Source organism: Sphingosinicella sp., from assembly GCF_041916975.1.
GTDB lineage: Bacteria > Pseudomonadota > Alphaproteobacteria > Sphingomonadales > Sphingomonadaceae > Sphingosinicella.
In genome coordinates this window covers 2,914,395-2,934,489 of the sequence record NZ_JAYRYK010000001.1, presented here as the reverse complement: position 1 = coordinate 2,934,489, position 20,095 = coordinate 2,914,395, and the positions used below count along the sequence as shown (strand labels likewise).

General features: G+C 65.3%; 21 protein-coding genes. 9 read left to right on the top strand and 12 right to left on the bottom strand.

What is annotated here, in order from left to right:
* Position 1: 1 nt before the first annotated feature.
* A complete protein-coding gene (locus tag ACE3TJ_RS13895) occupies positions 2-394 on the bottom strand; it encodes a GtrA family protein (protein ID WP_374597118.1) in 393 nt (130 codons plus the stop codon).
* The gene (locus ACE3TJ_RS13890) at positions 391-1,365 is read right to left on the bottom strand and encodes a glycosyltransferase (RefSeq protein ID WP_374597116.1); all 975 of its coding nucleotides are present in this window, start codon (positions 1,363-1,365) and stop codon (positions 391-393) included. Before ACE3TJ_RS13890 ends, ACE3TJ_RS13895 begins: the two co-directional genes overlap by 4 nt.
* A 122-nt stretch (positions 1,366-1,487) precedes the next feature.
* On the opposite strand from ACE3TJ_RS13890, the gene ACE3TJ_RS13885 reads away from it, so the two are divergent.
* Complete coding sequence (locus tag ACE3TJ_RS13885) at positions 1,488-3,263, top strand: hypothetical protein (RefSeq protein WP_374597115.1); 1,776 nt, start codon at positions 1,488-1,490, stop codon at positions 3,261-3,263.
* On the opposite strand, the gene ACE3TJ_RS13880 is transcribed toward ACE3TJ_RS13885, so the two are convergent.
* Genes ACE3TJ_RS13880 through ACE3TJ_RS13865 form a run of 4 tightly spaced genes read right to left on the bottom strand, consistent with a single transcriptional unit; the run spans position 3,253 to position 5,580 of the window.
* Entirely contained in the window at positions 3,253-3,873 is a 621-nt protein-coding gene (locus ACE3TJ_RS13880) for a MarC family protein (protein ID WP_374597114.1), read from the bottom strand. The two genes, ACE3TJ_RS13885 and ACE3TJ_RS13880, sit on opposite strands and share 11 nt — an antisense overlap.
* Entirely contained in the window at positions 3,873-4,772 is a 900-nt protein-coding gene (gene folD, locus ACE3TJ_RS13875; RefSeq protein ID WP_374597112.1) for a bifunctional methylenetetrahydrofolate dehydrogenase/methenyltetrahydrofolate cyclohydrolase FolD, read from the bottom strand. Before folD ends, ACE3TJ_RS13880 begins: the two co-directional genes overlap by 1 nt.
* An 11-nt stretch (positions 4,773-4,783) precedes the next feature.
* Positions 4,784-5,086, bottom strand: coding sequence for a YggT family protein (locus ACE3TJ_RS13870; protein ID WP_293780701.1), 303 nt, complete (start codon positions 5,084-5,086; stop codon positions 4,784-4,786).
* A gap of 38 nt (positions 5,087-5,124) precedes the next feature.
* Entirely contained in the window at positions 5,125-5,580 is a 456-nt protein-coding gene (locus ACE3TJ_RS13865) for a MarR family winged helix-turn-helix transcriptional regulator (RefSeq protein WP_374597109.1), read from the bottom strand.
* A gap of 80 nt (positions 5,581-5,660) precedes the next feature.
* Between ACE3TJ_RS13865 and hppD the strand changes: the two genes are divergently transcribed.
* From hppD to ACE3TJ_RS13840, 5 genes are all read left to right on the top strand, one after another.
* Positions 5,661-6,743 (top strand): 4-hydroxyphenylpyruvate dioxygenase, encoded by a 1,083-nt coding sequence (hppD, locus tag ACE3TJ_RS13860; RefSeq protein ID WP_374597107.1) that lies wholly within the window; start codon positions 5,661-5,663, stop codon positions 6,741-6,743.
* 3 nt (positions 6,744-6,746) lie between these two features.
* Positions 6,747-7,874: a homogentisate 1,2-dioxygenase gene (locus ACE3TJ_RS13855; RefSeq protein WP_374597105.1), complete on the top strand. Its 1,128-nt coding sequence runs from the start codon at positions 6,747-6,749 to the stop codon at positions 7,872-7,874.
* 11 nt (positions 7,875-7,885) lie between these two features.
* Positions 7,886-9,292 carry a M20/M25/M40 family metallo-hydrolase gene (locus ACE3TJ_RS13850; RefSeq protein ID WP_374597103.1) on the top strand — a complete coding sequence of 469 codons (1,407 nt, stop codon included), beginning with the start codon at positions 7,886-7,888 and terminating at the stop codon, positions 9,290-9,292.
* Positions 9,289-10,296 (top strand): fumarylacetoacetate hydrolase family protein, encoded by a 1,008-nt coding sequence (locus ACE3TJ_RS13845; protein WP_374597100.1) that lies wholly within the window; start codon positions 9,289-9,291, stop codon positions 10,294-10,296. The genes ACE3TJ_RS13850 and ACE3TJ_RS13845 overlap by 4 nt, the downstream gene beginning before the upstream one ends.
* Positions 10,297-10,371: 75 nt before the next feature.
* Positions 10,372-10,917: a PAS domain-containing protein gene (locus tag ACE3TJ_RS13840; protein ID WP_374597098.1), complete on the top strand. Its 546-nt coding sequence runs from the start codon at positions 10,372-10,374 to the stop codon at positions 10,915-10,917.
* Here ACE3TJ_RS13840 and ACE3TJ_RS13835 read toward each other — a convergent pair.
* Together ACE3TJ_RS13835 and ACE3TJ_RS13830 are read right to left on the bottom strand one after the other, a co-directional pair.
* Positions 10,907-11,803 carry an SRPBCC family protein gene (locus ACE3TJ_RS13835; protein ID WP_374597096.1) on the bottom strand — a complete coding sequence of 299 codons (897 nt, stop codon included), beginning with the start codon at positions 11,801-11,803 and terminating at the stop codon, positions 10,907-10,909. The two genes, ACE3TJ_RS13840 and ACE3TJ_RS13835, sit on opposite strands and share 11 nt — an antisense overlap.
* Positions 11,800-12,141, bottom strand: a complete 342-nt coding sequence (locus tag ACE3TJ_RS13830; RefSeq protein WP_374597094.1) for an ArsR/SmtB family transcription factor — start codon at positions 12,139-12,141, stop codon at positions 11,800-11,802. Before ACE3TJ_RS13830 ends, ACE3TJ_RS13835 begins: the two co-directional genes overlap by 4 nt.
* Positions 12,142-12,349: 208 nt before the next feature.
* Here ACE3TJ_RS13830 and ACE3TJ_RS13825 point away from each other — a divergent pair, with 208 nt between their 5' ends.
* Positions 12,350-12,679: a YjhX family toxin gene (locus ACE3TJ_RS13825; RefSeq protein ID WP_374597092.1), complete on the top strand. Its 330-nt coding sequence runs from the start codon at positions 12,350-12,352 to the stop codon at positions 12,677-12,679.
* An 86-nt stretch (positions 12,680-12,765) separates the two neighbouring features.
* Here ACE3TJ_RS13825 and ACE3TJ_RS13820 read toward each other — a convergent pair whose 3' ends face one another.
* Complete coding sequence (locus tag ACE3TJ_RS13820) at positions 12,766-13,539, bottom strand: cold-shock protein (RefSeq protein WP_374597090.1); 774 nt, start codon at positions 13,537-13,539, stop codon at positions 12,766-12,768.
* A gap of 226 nt (positions 13,540-13,765) precedes the next feature.
* Positions 13,766-15,238, bottom strand: coding sequence for an MFS transporter (locus ACE3TJ_RS13815; protein ID WP_374597088.1), 1,473 nt, complete (start codon positions 15,236-15,238; stop codon positions 13,766-13,768).
* A gap of 28 nt (positions 15,239-15,266) precedes the next feature.
* Here ACE3TJ_RS13815 and ACE3TJ_RS13810 point away from each other — a divergent pair, with 28 nt between their 5' ends.
* Together ACE3TJ_RS13810 and ACE3TJ_RS13805 are read left to right on the top strand one after the other, a co-directional pair.
* The gene (locus ACE3TJ_RS13810) at positions 15,267-17,081 is read left to right on the top strand and encodes a DUF885 family protein (RefSeq protein WP_374597086.1); all 1,815 of its coding nucleotides are present in this window, start codon (positions 15,267-15,269) and stop codon (positions 17,079-17,081) included.
* A gap of 81 nt (positions 17,082-17,162) precedes the next feature.
* On the top strand, positions 17,163-17,567 hold the full coding sequence (locus ACE3TJ_RS13805; protein WP_374597084.1) for a GFA family protein: 405 nt from the start codon (positions 17,163-17,165) through the stop codon (positions 17,565-17,567).
* On the opposite strand, the gene ACE3TJ_RS13800 is transcribed toward ACE3TJ_RS13805, so the two are convergent.
* Together ACE3TJ_RS13800 and ACE3TJ_RS13795 are read right to left on the bottom strand one after the other, a co-directional pair.
* Positions 17,564-19,474 (bottom strand): potassium transporter Kup, encoded by a 1,911-nt coding sequence (locus ACE3TJ_RS13800; RefSeq protein ID WP_374597082.1) that lies wholly within the window; start codon positions 19,472-19,474, stop codon positions 17,564-17,566. The genes ACE3TJ_RS13805 and ACE3TJ_RS13800 overlap by 4 nt on opposite strands.
* Positions 19,475-19,637: 163 nt before the next feature.
* Entirely contained in the window at positions 19,638-20,084 is a 447-nt protein-coding gene (locus ACE3TJ_RS13795; RefSeq protein WP_374597080.1) for an Lrp/AsnC family transcriptional regulator, read from the bottom strand.
* Positions 20,085-20,095 lie beyond the last annotated feature (11 nt).

Below are 20,095 nucleotides of genomic sequence, written 5' to 3'. Positions count from 1 at the left end.
CTCACAGCCTGTCCTCGGAGTGTTCGAAAACGAAGAATCGATAACTCAAGAAGTTGAACCCCATCGCGGCGATCGTCGCAGCAGCGAACGCGGGCGTCGTCGGCAGCCCGGCGTAAGTCAGCGCGGAGAAGGTCGCGGCGTTGACCGCAAGCCCGCCGAGCGACGCGCCGACATAGCGAAGGAATTCCCGCCATGTCGGCGGCGCATTCACGCGGAAGGTCCAGCGTCGGTTGCCCATCCACGTCGTCAGGATCGCAAGGCCGAGCGCCGGAACCTGCGCCGCGTAAGGCGAAACGCCAGCGCGTACCAGCGCTTCGAGGCTTACCGCACCAAGGACGAAGGCCGTTCCGCCGACGGCAAGGAACGCGGCGCCTTCGCGAAGCCGCGCCTTCACGGCGTCGGCAGCCCGCGCTGCGTCAGCAGGAACATGCGCTTCAGCTCAACACGCGAGCGCGAGACCGAATCGAGAATGAGCCCGCAAATCGCGGACATCGACGCGATGATCATCAGTGCGGCGGCAAGGATCGCGGTCGGGAAGCGCGGCACCAGCCCGGTTTCCAGATACTCGGCGACAACCGGCAGGCCGAACGCCAGCGACGCGAGCGTCAGCAGCCCGGCAATCCCGCCGAAGAAGAACGCGGGCCGTGTTTCCTTCAGCAGCAGGAAGAACACCGAAAGGATGCGGAAGCCGTCGTGGAACGTCCGGAGCTTACTCACCGATCCCTCGGGGCGCACGCCGTAGTCGGTTTCGATCTCGGCAACCGGCAGCATAAGCTGGCTCGCGTGCACCGACATCTCGGTCTCGATCTCGAAGCCGCGGCTCACTGCCGGGAACGTCTTGGCGAAGCGGCGGCTGAACACGCGGTAGCCCGAGAAGATGTCGCTGAAATCGTCACCGAACATCCACTGGAACACGCCGTTGAACAGGCGGTTGCCGATCGCGTGGCCAGAGCGTCCGGCGTCCTGTCGCACGCCGCGCCGTGTTCCAACCACCATGTCGAGCCTGCGCTCGACAAGCGCCTTCACGAGCATCGGCGCGTCGGCGGCCGCATAGGTGCCGTCGCCATCCGCCATCACGTAGATGTCGGCGTCGACCTCGGCGAACATGCGGCGCACCACATGACCTTTGCCCTGCCGCGTCTCGCGGATGACGATCGCCCCTGCGCGTTCGGCGACGCGCGCCGTATCGTCGGAGGAATTGTTGTCGAATACATAGATAACCGCACCGGGAAGCGCGTCCGCAAAGCTCGCGACCACATGCGCGATCGTCGCCGCCTCGTTGTAGCACGGCAGCACGACGGCGGTAGCAAGGCCGACCCGCGACTGCGCGGTGTCGAACTGCGAGGCGGACGGAATCGAGACCATGGCTGTTCCTCGGGCGGAAAGTTCCGATGGCCCGAACTCTAGGGCGGCGATGGCTTCCAACTGGTTAATATTGCGCCGCTTCGAAGCTGACTATTAACCATGCGCCGCGTAGACCGGCGCGTATGGATACGGATCGGACCCGCGGCTTTCTCGTGCCGCTCATCATCATCTGGCTGCTCGCCGCGCTCGCGCTCGTGGTGGTGAACCGCGCGGATATCGCCGCGCTCGACCTTCCCGATACCGACGATGCGCAGCGGCTGATGCAGGTGCGCGATTGGCTCGATGGACAGCCATGGGGCGATGTCGATCAGCACCGCATGAACCCGCCCGCAGGCGCGAACATGCACTGGTCGCGCCTGGTCGACCTGCCGATCGCGGGCATCATCGTCATCACCGAGCCCGTTTTCGGCCGTGCCGTTGCCGAGCGCATCGCCGGAACCGCCGTACCGCTCCTTGCGCTCCTCGTCACGATGGGCGCCGCCGCGCTCGCGGCTTTCCGCCTCGCCGGACGGCAGGCAGCGATTCTCGCGGCGGTGTTCATCGCGGCGAGCGGCCAGATACTGTCGCTGTTCAAGCCGCTCCGCATCGATCACCATAACTGGCAGATCGCGTTCATGCTCTGCGCCGTGGCCGCGCTCTGCGATCCGCGCCGCCGCTTCTCGTCGGGCGTCCTTGCCGGCCTCGCCACCGTTGCGGCGCTCGTCATCGGGCTCGAAATGCTCCCGCACCTCGTCGTCGCGGGTGCGATCCTCGTTCTCGGCTGGTGTCTGCAACCGGCACTCGGACGGTTGCTCGCGGGCTACGGCGTCGCGCTCGCCGCGGGATCAGCGCTCGCTTTTCCAGCCTTCGTGCCGCCCGCACGCTGGTGGCTCGCCGCCTGCGATGCCTTCTCGCCCGTCTATGCCGCACCGCTCGTGTTCGGCGGCGCGCTCGCCGCGATCCTGCCGCAGATCGATGTACTGACCACGCCCGTCAGGCGGGGCATCGCTGTCCTCCTCGGCTTCGCAAGCGTCGGCATCGCCGTGCTCGTCGCCTTCCCGCACTGCGCGGGCGGCCCGATGGCGATGCTGGATCCCGCGTTCCTGCCGGTCCTCGCGCGCATCAGCGAGGCGCGCTCGATCACCAGCTATCTCGGCACCGAGCCCGAAACCGCGATCGCGTTCGGCCTCTACCCCTTCATCGGCATCGCCTGCGCCTTCGTGATGCTGCGCCGCGCGGACGCGGACTGTCGCTTCGGCTGGAGCCTCGTTTTCGGCCTCCTTGCCACCACGACATGGCTGATGTTCCTGCAACTCCGCGCCGCGACCGGCCCCAATGCGCTCGCCGCGATCGCCGCTGCCGTCGTCGCCGCGATGCTGCTGCCCCGCGCCCGCGCGATTCCGTCGACACTGCCGCGCATCGGCGCAACCATGCTCGTGCTCGTCGGCCTCACCAGTGCGCTGCCCATGTTCGCCGCGCTCGCAGCGAAGCGCATCGGCGGCGGCGCGAACGCCGCTCCCGCAGCCGAACCCATCGCCTCCTGCACGGCCTCCGCGACACTCGCGCCGCTGAACGGCGTGCCCAAGGGCATCATCGCCGACGTGTTCGATATGGGCCCCGCGATCCTCGTCCACACACCGCACAGCGTCATCGCCGGCCCCTACCACCGAAACGCGGCCTCCATCGCGGACACGGTGCGCCTGTGGCGTGCGGATGACGAAGAGGCAAAGACGATCGCCGCCCGCTACGGCGCGACCTACGTGCTCGGCTGCGTCGGCACCAACGACCTCGCGGCAGCGAAAAAGGAAGCACCCGAGGGCCTGTGGGCACGCCTCGAAGCCGGTGAAGTCCCTGCATGGCTCGAAGCCGTGCCGATGCCGAAGGGCTCGCCGTTGCGGCTTTACCGCATCAAAGGCTGAAGCTCGCCCGGATTCCGTCGATCACATACTGCGCGGCAAGCGCAGCGAGGATAACGCCGAGCAACCGCGTGATCATCGCTTCCAGCTTCTCGCCGAGGAAGCGCATCAGCGGCCCTGCCGCGAGCAGCGCGACGAGCGTGGACGCGAGCACGATGGCGAGTGCGGCGAGCACGACGCTGCGTTCCGCCCAGCCGTTCGCCTGCGAGGTGAGCAACATCACGCTCGCGATCGAGCCCGGCCCGGCGAGCATCGGGATCGCCATCGGGAACACCGAGACGTCCTCGATCTCCTTGGACGCCACCTCCTGTGCGCGCGTATTGCGCCGCTCGGTGCGCTTTTCGAACACCATTTCAGAGGCGATCAGGAACAGGAGGATGCCGCCCGCAATGCGGAACGCATCGAGGCTGATGCCGAGCGCGGCGAGCATCCCCTTGCCGAGGAAAGCGAAGAACAGCAGCACTGCCGCCGCCACCAGCACCGAGCGGATCGCCATCGAGCGCCGCTGCTGCGCGGAAGCGCCCGCCGTCAGCGAGGAATAAATGGGCGCACATCCCGGCGGATCGATCACCACGAACAGCGTGGCGAGCGCCGAGATGAACAGCTCGGTCATTACAAGCCTTCGGGCGCGGGCAGCCCGGCGCGGCGATGCGCGGCGACGAGCGTGTTGCGGAGAAGAACGGCGATGGTCATCGGCCCGACGCCGCCCGGCACCGGCGTCACCGCGCTCGCCGTCTCCAGCGCCTCGTTGTAGGCAACGTCGCCGACGAGCCGTGTCTTGCCCTCGCCGCGCTCCGGCGCCGCGATGCGGTTGATGCCCACGTCGATCACCACCGCACCCGGCTTCAGCCAGTCGCCGCGTACCATTTCCGGGCGTCCGACGGCGGCGACCACGATGTCCGCCCCCCGCACCACAGCAGGCAGGTCAGCCGTGCGGCTGTGCGCGATGGTCACGGTCGCGTTCGCTGCGAGCAGGAGCTGCGCCATCGGCTTGCCCACGATGTTCGAGCGGCCGATCACGACTGCGCTTTTCCCCGAAAGATCGCGGCCCACTCGATCTTCCAGCAGCATCATGCAGCCGAGCGGCGTGCACGGCACGAGCCCGGGAAGCCCGGTCGCGAGCCGTCCTGCGTTCACGATGTGAAACCCGTCTACATCCTTTTCGGGGTCGATCGCCTCAATCACCGCGCTCTCGCGCATGTGCTTCGGGAGCGGCATCTGCACGAGGATGCCGTCAACGCTCTCGTCGGCGTTCAGCGTTTCGACGAGCGCGATCAGATCGGCCTCGGGCGTGTCCGCCGCCAGGCGATGCTCGAAGCTCACCATACCGGCCTCGACAGTCGCCTTGTGTTTGGAGCCGACATAGACCTGGCTCGCCGGGTCTTCACCGACCAGCACAACCGCAAGGCCGGGCCGCCGCCCCGTCGCTGCGAGAAACGGCGCAACCGCGGCGGAAACACGCCCGCGCAGGCCCTCGGCAAACGCCTTGCCGTCGATACGCTCAGCCGTCATTTTTGAAACTTTCAGCCCGCCATGATGTCGAAGACCAGCGCCGGAACCAGCCGCTGGATGAGGATAAGGCCGAGGATCAGCACCATCGGCGAAAGGTCGATGCCGCCGAGGTCCGGCAGCACGCGCCGGATCGGCCGCATCATCGGCTCGGTCAGCCGGTCGAGCCCGGTCAGCAGGCTGCGCACGAATTGATTGCTGGTATTGATGACGTTGAACGCCACCAGCCAGCTGATGATGACCTGCGCGATGATGATCCAGATCACGAGCTGGATGACCATCGTGAAGATACCGAGCAAAGCCGCGACCGTATTCATGCTAGTCCATTCCTTGGCACACCGTGCAGGACTGTCTCCTAGCCGCGCACCGAAACGGTGTCCACCGCGTCCTCCGCGCCGAGCCCGTTCTCGATCGCATCGATCGCGGCAAGGAGCCCGGCCTTGTCGCAGCGCGCCGCGATATCCGCCTCGATCGCGAGCACGCCGGGCGCGATCTCGCCGTACAGGCGCTCGCCGTCCGCGGTCAGTGTCAGCCGCGAGGTGCGCCCATCGCGGTCGTCCGCCGCGCGCCGCATCAGCCCGCGCGCGATGAGCGCGGAGACGGCCCGGCTCACCGTCGCCTTCTCCATCGGCGTCATCCGCACCACGTCCTGCGCGCTCCGCCCCGGCTTCTCCGCGACCGCCGCGAGCACGCGCCACTGCGGCGAAGACAGCCCGCAGCCTTCATAGACACGCGCCAGCCGCTGGCTCAGCCGGTCGGAAAGCACCGCGACGCGGTAGGGCAGGAACGTGTCGAGACGGATCGGAGGCATATCGTTCCACTTGCAACAAGTTTCATATGAAACTAATATCACGGAATAACGACTCGAAGCAAATGAGGGAGAGAGCGTCAATGGCCGACCTTTTCGAAAACCCGGCAGGGCTCGATGGATTCGAATTCCTGGAATTCGCCGCGCAGGACCCCGCGCTCGTCGACCGCGTGTTCCGCCAGCTCGGCTTCACCCCCATCGCGAAGCATCGCTCGAAGGACGTAACGCTCTACCGGCAGGGCCACGTCAACTTCCTGCTGAACGCCGAACCGCGTTCTCCCGCAGCCTTCTTCGCCGAAGAGCATGAAGCCGGCGCCTGCGCGATGGGCTTCCGCGTGAAGGACGCGGCGAAAGCCTATGCGCACGCCATCGCGAACGGCGCCGAACCCATGCCGACCTCCACGGGCTGGATGGAGCTCCGGCTCCCCGCCATCAAGGGCATCGGCGGCAGCCTCATCTATCTCATCGATCGCTACGGCGACGATGCCGACATCTACGACATCGATTTCCGCTATTTCGAAGGCGTCGACCGCCACCCGAAGGGTGCAGGCCTCGAGATCATCGACCACCTGACGCACAACGTCTATCGCGGCCGCATGAAGTTCTGGGCGGAGTTCTACGAGAAGCTCTTCAACTTCCGCGAGATCCGTTATTTCGACATCAAGGGCGAGTATACCGGCCTCACCAGCAAGGCGATGACCGCGCCCGATGGCAAGATCCGCATTCCCCTGAACGAGGAAGCGAAACAGGGCGGCGGCCAGATCGAAGAGTTCCTGATGGCCTTCAATGGCGAGGGCATCCAGCACATCGCGCTCTCCACGAACGACATCTACGGAACCATCGACGGCCTGCGCGCCCTCGGCCTGCCCTTCATGACCCCGCCGCCCGAAACCTATTACGCAATGCTCGATGAGCGCCTACCCGGCCACGGCGAGCCGGTCGATGCGATGAAGGCGCGCGGGCTTCTGCTGGACGGTTCCACAGAGAACAACGACCCCCGCCTGCTTCTGCAGATCTTCTCGGGCAACATGCTGGGGCCGGTGTTCTTCGAAATCATCCAGCGCAAGAAGGACGAAGGTTTCGGCGAGGGCAACTTCAAGGCCCTGTTCGAATCGATCGAGCGCGACCAGATCGAGCGCGGCGTGCTCGAAACCGCGGAGGCCTGAGCCATGAAGCGCTACCTCAATTTTCCGCTGGTGAAGGGCGAGGCGAGCCGCCAGGCGCACGCGGATCTTCCCGAAGGCACCTACGAGCGCGAGATGTCGAAGGAAGGCTTCTTCGGCCCAGCCGCCTTCTTCTATCACCGCAATCCGCCCACGGGCTGGAGCGACTTCGACGGTCCCCTCGCACCGCGCGCCTTCGATCTCACGCAGATCAACGAAGCACCGAATTCGCTCTGGTCCGCGCCCGTCGTACTCCACAACAAGGCCACTGAAATCCGCCTGTGGCGTCTTGCAGAGGCCATGTCGAGCCTCGACCGCAACGGCGACGGCGACCAGATTCTCTTCGTGCATCGCGGCGCAGGCGATTTCTTCTGCGATTTCGGCCATCTCGCGATCGGGCAGGGCGATTATGTCGTCATCCCGCGCGGCACGATGTGGCGCATCGCGCCGACCGAGCCGATGCAGATCCTCGCCGTCGAGGCGACCAACAGCAGCTACACGCTGCCCGACAAGGGACTTCTGGGCCCGCACGCGATCTTCGATCCGGCGGTGATGGACACGCCCGAGATCGACGACGCCTTCCGCGCCCAGCAGGGCGACATCGAAACGCGCGTCGCGGTGAAGAAGCGTGGGCAGGTGTCGTGGATGACCTATCCGTTCAACCCGCTCGACGCCGTGGGCTGGCACGGCGAGCTTTCGGTCGCACGGCTCAATGTGCGGGACATCCGCCCGATCATGAGCCATCGCTATCATGTGCCGCCCTCGGCGCACACGACCTTCCTGGCCGACCGCTTCGTGATCTGCACGTTCGCGCCGCGCCCGTTCGAAACGGACCCGAAGGCACTGAAGGTGCCGTTCTTCCACAACAACGACGACTACGACGAAGTGCTCTTCTACCACGACGGCGACTTCTTCAGCCGCGACAACATCCACCCCGGCATGATGACGCTGCACCCCACCGGCTTCACGCACGGCCCGCACCCCAAGGCGCTCACCCGCATGTTCGAGCAGCCCAAGGCGATGACCGACGAATACGCCGTGATGATCGACACGCGCGATCCGCTCGAAATCGGTGAAGCGGCTTCCGCTGTGGAATGGACCGGTTACAAGGATAGCTGGAAAAGCAAATCCTGAAGGGGGTCCATATGAAGCCCATGATCCTGTCCGCGGCGGTGCTGTGCCTCGCCGCACCGATGGCGAATGCCGCCGCACCGGGTTCGCCGCAGGGCACCGCGGCGCTCAGCCTCTACAAGGACATCGTCGAGATTCGCTCCGCCGCGGGTCACGGCAAGGTGCCCGAAGTCGCGGCGCGCGTCGTCAAGGATCTGAAAGCGGCGGGCTTCGCGGACGCGGACATTAAGGTCGTGCCGATGGGCGAGACCGTGTACCTTATCGCCCGCTATCCGGGGAAGGCGGGCAGCAAGAAGCAGCCCGTCGCCTTTCTCGCCCACATGGACGTCGTCGATGCGAAGCCCGAAGACTGGTCGTTCGATCCCTTCGTGCTGCGCGAGAAGAACGGCGATTTCCTCGGCCGCGGCACGCTCGACAACAAGATGGGCGTCGCCCACCTGACGCGCGCCTTCGCCGACCTGAAGGCGAGCGGCTTCGTGCCGGACCGCGACCTCTACCTCGGCTTCTCCGGCGACGAGGAAACCGGCATGGTGACGACGCGCGCGCTCGTCGACGCGCTGAAGCCCGTGAAGCTCGAATATGCGCTCAATTCCGACGCGGGCGGCGGTGCGCTCACCCCGGACGGAAAGGCCTTCGGCTACGGGATGCAGGTCGCCGAGAAGACCTTCGCCACGTTCGACGTGACGATCCGCAACGAAGGCGGCCATTCCAGCCGTCCGCGCAAGGACAATGCGATCTACGATCTCGCCGCGCTCCTCAAGAATGTCGAGACGCTCAAATTCCCGATTCAGGCGAACAGCGTCACGCGCGCCTCGTTCGGCGCGATGGCGAAGGAACTGAAAGCCTCGCAGCCGCAGGTCGCGGAGATGCTGCGCCGTTTCTCCGAAAACCCGAACGACGCCGAAGCCGCCGCCGCGCTCGCGTCGAGCGAGGAATTCGAGCCCGAGATGCGCACCACCTGCGTCGCCACGATGCTGAGCGCAGGCCATGCTGAAAACGCATTGCCGCAGCGCGCGATCGGTACGGTGAACTGCCGCATCTTCCCCGGTGTCGAGGTGGCGACCGTGCAGGCCGCGCTCGAACAGGCGGGCGGCAATCCGAAGGCCGAATGGAAGGTGCGCGGCACGCCGACAGCAAGCCCGGTTTCGGAGCCGCGCCCCGACGTAACCGCCGCCGTGAAATCGGCGCTCGCGCTGCACTATCCCGGCGTCGCGATCACGCCCTATCAGGAGTCGGGCGGCACTGATGGCATGTGGTTCCGCATCGCGGGCGTGCCCACCTTTGCCGTGTCGCCGATCTTCATGGACATGAAGAAAATGCGCGCGCACGGGCTCGACGAGAACGCGCCCGTCGCCTCCTTCTACAACGGCCTCGATTACTGGCCGCACCTCATCAAAACGCTTGCCGGAGGGAAGAAATGAAGCTTGCCAGCCTGAAGGGTGGCCGCGACGGCCGTCTGGTCGTCGTGTCGAAGGATCTTGCGTGGTGCGCGGACGCGTCCGCCATCGCACCGACCTTGCAAGCGGCGCTCGACGACTGGGACGTGGCGGCGCCGAAGCTCGAAGCTCTCGCCACCGATCTCGCGCACGAAGTGATCCCCATGATGCGCTTCCACGAGCGCGAGGCGCATTCCCCGCTCCCGCGCGCCTTCCAGTGGGCGGACGGCTCGGCCTACGTGAACCACGTCGAGCTGGTGCGGAAAGCGCGCGGCGCAGAGCTCCCCGAAAGCTTCTGGACCGATCCGCTGATGTATCAGGGCGGCAGCGATTCGTTCGTCGGCCCGCGTGACCCGATCGTTCTCGCCGATGAAAGCTGGGGCTGCGATCTCGAAGCCGAAGTCGTCGTCGTCACCGGCGATGTCCCGCAGGGCGTTTCGGCCGCAGACGCGCGGCAGCACATCCGCCTCGTCGGCATCGTCAACGACGTTTCCCTGCGCAATCTTATCCCCGCCGAGCTCGCCAAGGGCTTCGGCTTCCTCCAGTCCAAGCCTGCAAGCGCCTTCTCGCCGGTGTTCGTGACGCCCGACGAGCTCGGCGCCGCGTGGGACGGCGGCAAGCTTCTCGGCACGCTCAAGGTCGATCTCAACGGCCAGCCGTTCGGCCGCGCCGAAACGCATGTCGACATGACCTTCGATTTCGGCGTGCTGATCGCGCACCTCGCAAAGACGCGCGATCTCGAAGCCGGCTCGATCGTCGGCTCGGGCACGGTTTCGAACCGTGACGCAGGCGGCGGGCCGGGTAAGCCCATCGCGCAGGGCGGCCTTGGCTACTCCTGCCTCGCCGAAGTGCGGATGGTCGAGACGATCCTGTCGGGGAAGCCGGAAACGCCGTTCCTCAAGTACGGCGACAGCGTCCGCATCTGGGTCGACGACAGCACCGGCCACAGCATTTTCGGCGCGATCGAGCAGACCGTCGCGGCAAGCTGAGCGGGCGCGCTTGTTTCCAAGCTGTTAACGCCTGCTGGGGCAGGGTCGCGCGCACTGTATTCAGGGAGCGCGTACATGACACTCGGCAGCAAGGTTTCAGCGCTTCGCCGCGCAAAGGCGTTGCCGCCGGTCAGCACGGGTGCGCAGGAACGGCGCCTGCATATGCAGGCGCACAATTATTGGGCGACACTGCCGCGCGCCGGCAGCGTGCCCAGCTGGAGCGATTTCGATCCGATGCTGATCGAAGATCGCTGCACGCAGAGCTTCGTCATCGATCTCGATGAAAACGAAGGCCCGCACCTCCGCCTCATTGGTGAGGCGCTGCAGGCAGAAGGCGGCGTCGACACCGATGTCATCGGGCTTGCCGACGCGCCGCCGGGCTCGCTCCTCATGCGTATCAGCAGCTACTTGCCCGAACTTCTCAGCCGCGCCGTGCCGCTGTCGGTCGAGGCGCCCTACGAAACCGCCACGGGCCACCCCGGCATCTACCGCGCGCTACTGATGCCGTTCACCACCAACGGCGGCGTGATCGACGTTGTGTTCGGCGTCGTAAGCTGGCGCGAAACCGCGCGCGAAAGCGAACGGCCGGCCGCGGCGCGCATCGTTCCCATCAGGGGCTGACGAAGCGTTCCAGCTTGCCCAGGGTTTGCTGACCCAGTTCCACGGCACCGAAGCCCTTCGCCTCCTGAAATTCTGCGGCCGTGCTGAACACCATGCCTAGCGTCACTTTCGTCACCCCGCCCTGCTCCTCGAACGCGGCCCATGCGTCGGCATGTTTGGGGCCGTTCTCGCCCCACAGCAGCGAATAGCCGAACCGCTCCTCGTGGCGGACCTCGTGATAGAGATGATGGTTCGGGAACACGGTGCCGTCAGGCGCGATCATGTCGAACACCCACTCGCCGCCCGCGCGCAGATCGATCCGCTTCGTGCGGCACGAAAATCCGTCCGGCCCCCACCATTGCGGCAGCGTTTCGGGGTTCATCCATGCGCCCCACACGATGGCTTTCGGCGCCTTGATCACCCGCTGCAAAATCATGGTGCGCTCGGCGACCACGGCAAGATTATCGAGACCGGCGCCGAAGCCCTCCCGGTAGCCGCCCGCCATGTCCTGTGCGAGCGAGGAAAGCTGCACCGTCACAGCGAGCCGGCTGTGCCCGTCCGTCTCTTCGATCCGGGCCGTCACCAGCGCCGCCGATAGGATCTCGCCTTCGCACGAGATCAGCTCGTAATTCACGCTGCGCGCCGCCGGCTCCAGCACGAGCCAGCCGTTCTCGCAGCGAATGTCGGGCTCGCCGTCCACCTTGCAGAGCGAAATCTCGCGGCCGCCGACCCTTGTGTCGCTTTCGAGGATTTCGACCGTGACCGAGGGCGACGGCGAGGCCCAGATCGCGCGCGCGGCGGGCGCCGTCCACGCTTCCCACAGCACGGCGGGCGGCGCGGCGATGCTCCGTTCGAAGCTGAGTGTCGCGAAGGGACTTGCACCCTCCGCGGCGAAGGCCTGTGTCATTCCTTGCTCTCCTTTATCACGGTCATCACGAATGCATCCAGCCGATCCAGCCGGTCTTCCCAGATCGCACGATGTTCATCGAGCCACGTCCGCGCCGGCTCCAGCGCCTCGGGCACGAGCGCGCAGGTGCGCACCCGCCCGTCCTTGGACGTGGTGATCAATCCCGCGTCCTCGAGCACCGAAAGGTGCCGCATCACCGTGGGCAGCCGCAGCCCCGTCGGATCGGCCAGATCCGTCACGCCCGCCGGTGTCGCCGCGAGCCGCGAGAGGATCGACCGCCGGGTCGGGTCCGCCAATGCATGGAACAGCCGCGAAAGCTCGGGATCATGCTTAGTCATATTGCTAAGTAATTCGCCGCTCACCGGTCGTGCAAGCAAAAACTTCGCCGATCAGCTAAGTTTTCCCCGTGGCCAGAATTTTGTTTGTCAGCGGTAACGCGCGATCCCTATATTGGCGGGATACGCGGCGACACGGTTCGCGTCGCGGTAACCGGAGAGTGGATGTCTGAGCTTGTACGATAGGGCTCTCTGAATCTCAGAGAGCCTCGTGAACTCAAAGCCGCCGGGCGCAATGCGCTCGGGGTATTTTTCACGTCTATCTTACGAGACTTCCATGAATATCTCACGAAACGAACAGCGTGCGCTGCACGTTCTGGCCCTTGGCGGCCGCATTCTGCATGAGCGCGGCGACGGCGCCAAAATCACGTCCGTCGCGTGTGTCACACGCGAAGGGATGTTCCTTGCCGGCTTCGATCTGATGGTTTTCAACCAGTTGCGGCGGAAACGTCTGATCGAATCCCGGTCGGGCAGCCCCTATCGAATCTCGAAGCGCGGCCGCATCTCGGTCCGCGCGCAGCTCGACAATCAGGGGGCATGACATGCTGCCCAACGAAAAGGGCCGGCGCGAATACGCGCCGGCCCCTCCTGCGTTCGATCCTCCCCGAATCGATTGCGGCTGCTTCGTTAGAGCAGTTCGATATTGCCTGCAGCCACCTTGCCGCGGCGGTCGCGCGCCAGCTCGAAGCTGACCCGCTGGCCTTCGGCGAGGCTGGTGAGACCGGCGCGCTCGAGCGCACTGATGTGCACGAACGCATCCTGCTTGCCGTCGCCGCGCGAAATGAAGCCGAAGCCCTTCATCGTGTTGAAGAACTTGACCGTACCTTCGATGCGCTCTCCGGGCGTGAAGTCGTCGTCCATGGCGCCACCGCCCGACGGACCGCGGTCGCGGGCCGGACGTTCGGGGCGATCGGGACGCTCGGGCGCCTCGCCATCGACGACGAGATCGGAAGCCGAGAGGCGTCCGCCACGGTCGAAGATGGAGAACGTGACCGGCTGGCCTTCATCAAGCGTCGTGCGGCCAGCGCGTTCGACCGCGCTGATGTGCACGAACACGTCTTCGCCGCTGTCGCGAGCGATGAAGCCGAATCCCTTCGTCGCGTTGAACCACTTGACGGTGCCTGAAGCCGTGCCGAGCGACGTGCCGGGGTCACGGCTAGCGCCGCCACCACCGAAGCCGCCGCCACCGCCGCCGCCGCGGAAACCACCGCCGCCACCACCGCCGCCACCGCCGAAGCGATCACCGCCGCCGAAGCCGCCACCGCCGCCACCGAAGCGGTCACCACCGCCGAAGCTGCGACCGGAGTCGTAAAAATCGTCGCCACCGCCGAACGAATCGCGTCCTCCGCCGCGGCGGTCATAGCCACGGTCCCCACCGCGCTTGCGGCCATCAAAACCCATGTCGTGATATCCAGTCTGAATAACGTCGGCAGCCGGGCGCCTGCCGCCACAGCACTGTCGTTCTCGGCCCAATTCTATTCGCGGCGGTCGACAGCCTGCTGATCCCAAAACAAAATCCGTGCGCCCACGGACATTCATGACGAACGTCCACACCAGTCTGAAACTGACATGAACTTCGCCAGCCTACAGGAGATTCGCAAAACCTGCGAGCAAAAAAGACGTGTTCTCAATTCTTTCCGGCACGCGCGAGTGCAGCCTGCACTTCGGCGTGCCGCGCGGCGCTGAGCGGCAGCCGAACGAGCACGAAAGCGGCGGGAAGCAGGATCACCGGCGGCAGCACGATCCAGAAGCCCTCGACCCACAGCAGCGACCCCGGCGCGCTCGCCGCAGCCGCTTCGGCGCTGAACCCGACAAGTGCGAGAATCGGAAACAATATCCCCACCGGCAGCGCGTAGCCGAGCTTCATCGCCGTCGTCAGCACGGCATTCAGCAGCCCGATCCGGTCCGCGCCGCTCACCAGCCGCTCCTCGTCGCCGACATCGGCAAGCATCGCGCGGAGCAGGAAGCCGGGCGCGGCATAGGGCGTTCCGGCGAGCCCGATGGCAAGATACGAAAGCCACGCCTGCGCGGGATCGAAAACGAGAAACGCCGCGACGTGCAGCGCCGCGCCGCTCACGCACGCAGCGGCGGCGGCGCGCTGTTTGCCGAAGCGCACGGCAAGGCGCAGCCACAGCGGCAGCGCAAGGAGGCCGCTGCCGAAATAGATCAGCAGCATCACCGCCGCCCCGGCCTGCGTGAAGCCGAGCAGGCGCACGAACACGAACTCGAAGAGCGCGCCCGTCACGCCCGGCGCAAGATTCACCAGCACATCGGCGAGAAGCAGCATCGCCAGCGCCCGGTTTGAAAATAGCCGGCGGATATCCGCCCACGTAATGCGCGGGTGCTCCGCCTGTGCCGCGCCCTCGCGCGCGCCGACGATCGCACCGATCACCGTGAGCGGAATGATGGCGAGGATGAATGCGCCCATCAGGTGCACCGGCTTCGGCGCGTCCGCGCCCATCATCTGCCCGAGCACGGCGGGGAGCACGAGCACGGTGATCAGCCCCACCAGATGCCCGCCGATCCACCAGCCGTAGACGCGCGAACGTTCATGATAATCGCCGGAAAGCGTCGCGCCCCACGCGATATGCGACACGTTCAGCATCGAATGGCCAGTGAACAGCAGCATCAACCAGCCGAACAGATACCACACGGTAATGCCCGGCACGGCGAAGAACACCGTGACCGTGGCGACAAGGAGCGTCAACCCGCCCGCCACCAGCCACGGCCGGAACCGGCCCCAGCGGCTGCGCGTGCCGTCCATGAAATGCCCGAGCAGCGGATCGAGCGGCATGTCGAGCATCCGCACGAGGAAGAAAACGAAGCCCACCGCGGCAAGATCGAGCCCCAGCGTGCCCGCGTAGTAAGGCGGTAGATAGATGACGAGCGGCAGCCCGAGCGCGGCGACGGGAAGGCCGGGGCCCGCATAGGCGGCAAGCGTGCGCGTCGGAAGCCGGGTCACGGGGCGGGAGCTTATCGGCAGCGCCGCCGCCGCCTCACTAGCGATGCTGGGAGGATCGCTCCGGGCTTCGACGAACCGCGCACCCTGTTCGACGGGCGTATAGCAAGTCCCGGCGGCGCAGCGTATGAACCCAGCCATGCTCGCTTTTCCCGAAAGGACTTCATCGATGATGCGCAGCCTTGCGTCGGCTTTCGCCATTGCACTTTCGCTTACGCTCGCCGCCCCCGTCTCGGCCCAAACGGCGCCGGCAGCCTCCACCGCAGTCCAGAACCCCGCGCATCAGGCGCTCTGGCAGCTCTTCCAGGATTCGGACGAGGCGAACCTCAAGCGCAATCCGATCAATGCCCTGTTTCGCGGGGACATGCGCTACGCGGACCAGCTCGGCGACTATATCACCGATGCTTACTACAATGCCGAGCGTGCCGCCGGCGAAAGCGACCTCGCGCGCCTGAAGGCGATCGACCGCAGCGCGCTCGATGCCACCGACCGCATCGCCTACGATGTCTTCAAGTGGCAGACCGAAGAGACGCTCAAGGGCCTCACCCCCGAAATCCTCGCGCTCACCGTCGTGCGCCCGGTCAACCACTTCAGCGGCTTCCACACCTTCTACCCGTCGTTCGCATCGGCCACCGGCGGCGCGCCTTTCGCGACGCTCGCCGACTACGAGAACAACCTGAAGCGCCACCAGGACTATGTCACGCTGCTCGATCGCTCGGTCGGCCGGTTCCGTGAAGGCATGGCGTCAGGCGTCGTCGAAACGAAGCTCACGATCAACAACGTCATCGAGCAGCTCGCGACCCAGCTCGCGCAGGCGCCCGAAGAGTCGCCCTTCTACAGCCCCGTCACCAAATTCCCCGAAGGCATCTCCGCCGCGGATCAGGCGCGCCTCAAGGCCGAATACCGCGCGATCATCACGGACAAGATCTACCCAACGTACCAGCGGCTGCATGATTTCCTGAAAGCCGAATACCTCCCCGTCGCCCGCGAGCAGGTCGGTCTCTCCGCGATGAAGGGCGGGCCCGTACTCTACGCGCAGCTCATCGAAAACACGACGACGCTGCCGCTGAAAGCCGCGGACATTCACGCCATCGGCCTTGCCGAAGTGAAGCGCATCAAGACCGAAATGGAAAAGGTGAAGGCCGAGGTCGGCTTCAAAGGCACGCTTCCCGAATTCTTCGATTATCTGCGCAATGATCCTCAGTTCAAGCCGCAGTCGCGCGAGTGGCTCACCCAGAAGTATTTCGAAATCGGCAAGGCGGTGGACGCCAAGGTGCCCGCGTATTTCTCCACGGTGCCGAAGTCCCCGCTCGATATCCGCCCCTACGAGCCGTTCCGCGAGAAGCAGCAGGCGGGCGGCTCCTATCAGCAGGGTACGCCCGACGGCACACGCCCCGGCATCTTCTATTTCAACGCCTATGATCTACCCTCGCGCACCACGCCGGGCATGACGACGCTCTACCTCCACGAAGGCGCGCCCGGGCATCATTTCCAGATCAGCCTCGCGCAGGAGAACGCCGCCCTGCCAAGCTTCATGCGCTTCGGCGGCAACACCGCCTACATCGAAGGCTGGGCGCTCTATGCCGAAACGCTCGGCTACCCGATGGGCTTCTTCAACGATCCCTATCAGCGTTTCGGCACGCTCTCGGACGAGATGCTGCGCGCCATGCGCCTCGTCGTCGACACGGGTCTCCATTCGAAGGGTTGGACCCGCGATCAGGCGATCGAATACATGCTCGCGAACAGCGACATGGGCCGCACCGATGCCACGGCGGAGGTCGAGCGCTACATCGCCATCCCCAGCCAGGCGCTCGCCTACAAGGTCGGCGCGATGAAGATCCAGGAACTCCGCGCCCGCGCCGAAAAGGCACTCGGGAAAAAGTTCGACATCCGCGATTTCCACGCGCAGGTGCTGATGACCGGCGCCCTGCCGCTCGCCGTCCTCGAAAAGAAAATCGACGACTGGATCGCGTCGAAGAAATAAGCGTCCGAACGTGCCGTCATTCCGGTCTCGGCAGGAATGACGGCTATCGGCCCGCCGACCTGATCATTATAGGCTCGGCCCATGGTGAAGCTTTCCTGCCTCTGCGGCCAGATCCGCATCGCGACCGAGAAACAGCCGGACTACATCCACGAATGCAACTGCACACTGTGCAGCAAATCGGGCGCGCGCTGGGCCTATTATCATCCGTCGGAAGTCAGCGTCGAGGGCGCCACGAAAACCTATTCCCGGCAAGACAAGGACGATCCGGCCGCGGAAATCCATTTCTGCCTCACATGCGGCGCGACAACGCATTTCACCCTGACTCCGGGCGCCGTGGCAAAGTTCGGAAACAGCATGATGGGCGTCAACATGTGGCTGGCGGACGAGAAGCACCTCGCCGGCGTCGAACTGCGTTATCCTGACGGACGCGCCTGGTCGGGTGCAGGCGATTTCAGTTACGTGCGCGAGGCACGCATTCTCGGCTAGATTTCGACCTGGCTGCCCAGTTCCACCACGCGGTTCGTCGGCAGCTTGAAGAATTCCATCGCCGTCGCCGCGTTGCGCAGCATCCATGCGAACAGCTTTTCGCGCCAGATCGCCATGCCGGGCTTCGGCGCCGCGATCAGAGTCTGGCGGGAAAGGAAGAAGCTCGTCTGCATCATGTCGAACTTCGGCCCGCAGGCGTTCACCGGCGAAAGCGCCTTCGGAATATCGGTTTCCTGCATGAAGCCGTAGCGCAGCTTCATCCGATAGAAGCCCTGCCCCAGATCCTGCGTCTCCACCACGTCGCACGTCTCGACATAGGGAATATCCTCGATCGCCACGGTGAGCACGATCACGCGTTCGTGCAGCACCTTGTTGTGCTTCATGTTGTGGAGCAGCGCGTGCGGCACGCCGGTCGGTTCGGACGACATGAAGATCGCCGTGCCGGGCACGCGGATGGCGCTGTTCGCTGCCGACTTCACGAAGATTTCCATCGGCATCGCGGCTTCCTGCATACGCTGGCGCATCAGCAGCCGGCCCTTCGACCATGTCGTCAGCATCGTGAACGCGACGACGCCGATCAGCAGCGGGAACCAGCCGCCATCGGGAACCTTGGTGAGGTTCGCGGCGAAATAGGCGCCGTCGACGATGAAGAACACCGCGAGCAGCGGAATGGCGAGCCAAGACTTCCATTTCCAAAGCGAAAACAGCACCACGCCGAGCAGGCACGTGTCGATCAGCATCGCGCCTGTCACGGCAATGCCATAGGCGGCGGCAAGGTTGCTCGAATTCTGGAACATCAGCACGAGCAGGATCACCGCCGACATCAGCAGCCAGTTGATGACCGGGATGTAGATCTGCCCCTGTGTCGAGGCGCTGGTGTGCTTGATGGTGAGGCGCGGCATGAAGCCTAGCTGGATCGCCTGATGCGTCACCGAAAACGCGCCCGAGATCACCGCTTGGCTCGCGATCACGGTGGCGAGCGTCGCAAGGCCAACGAGCGGCAGGCGCAGGGTTTCAGGGGCGAGCATGAAGAACGGATTGCGGATCGCCACCTCGGCTTCGGCGGGCGTCATGCTCACGATCATGGCGCCCTGCCCCATGTAGTTGAGCATCAGCCCCGGCATCACGAACCACAGCCACGAGAAGCGGATCGGGCGCCGCCCGAAGTGCCCCATGTCGGCGTAAAGCGCCTCCGCGCCGGTCACGGCGAGGACGACGGAGCCGAGCGCGAGGAACGCGAGCCAGCCGTCGAGCAGGAAGAACTGGAACGCATACCAGGGGTTGAGCGCCGTCAGAATCTGCGGGTCTTTCGCGATGTTCACGATCCCGAGCACGGCGAGCACGAGGAAGTAGAGCACCATGATCGGCCCGAACAGCGCGCCGACCTTGGCGGTGCCGCGGGACTGGATCAGGAACAGGAAGACAAGGATGAACACCGCGATCGGCAGCACGAGCGGCTCGAACCCGTCGTTCACCACCACGAGACCCTCGACCGCAGAAAGCACCGAGATTGCCGGGGTGATCATGCTGTCGCCGTAGAATAGCGCTGTGGCGAAAACGCCGAGCATCACGATCACGACGCCAAGCCTCGCGTGCGCGGTCCTGCGCGAAATGAGCGCGAGCAGCGCCAGGCTGCCGCCTTGCCCCTTGTTATCGGCGCGCATGATGATGGTGACGTATTTCAGCGTCACCACCAGCATCATCGACCAGAAGATGAGGCTGACGACGCCGTAGACGTGAACCGCGTCGAGCGCGAGCGGGTGATGGCCCGCGAACGTCTCGCGAAACGCGTAGAGCGGCGACGTGCCGATATCGCCGAAAACGATACCGATGGCGGCGACCGCGAGCTTCGCGATGCCGTCATGGCGGTCTGACGACGGCCCGTGCGGGTTGTGGGGTCCGGTCATGGACAGATGCGGGGCGACGGCACCGCGCTTAGCGGCCCGCGCCCCTGTTACCCTTGTTCTGCCGGGTCATGCGACTCATGCCTCAAGCTGTTTTGTCCAGAACCGAAATGGCGGCGGCGACTAGCATAGCGTGCCGCAGCGCACAACAGGCGTGCGAAGCCGCTCACTCACCCACGATCTTGCGGATGCTCACCTGCGTCACCAGCCGCTGCACGCCGGGGAGCGCGGCAAGCAGTTCGCGGTGCACGCGCTCGAAGCTGTCGCCTTCCTTCACCAGGATTTTCAGCATGTAATCCGAATCACCGGTGATCAGGTGTCCCTCGGCAATTTCGGCCGCGCGCGCCACGGCGGTTTCGAAGGCGGAAAGCGTTTCCTTGCGCTGGTCAGTGAGCGTGACCGCGACGTACACGGCGGAGGGATTGCCCCGCGCTTCGGGCGACAGCACGGCCCGATAGCCGCGGATGTACCCCGCTTCTTCCAAAAGCTTCACCCGCCGGTGCGCCGCAGACGCCGAGAGCCCGACCCGGCTGCCGAGCTGCTCGCTGGTCAATCCCGAGTCGATTGCAAGCTGGGCGATAATCTTGCGGTCTATCTGATCAAGATCGGACAATTTCCCGAAAT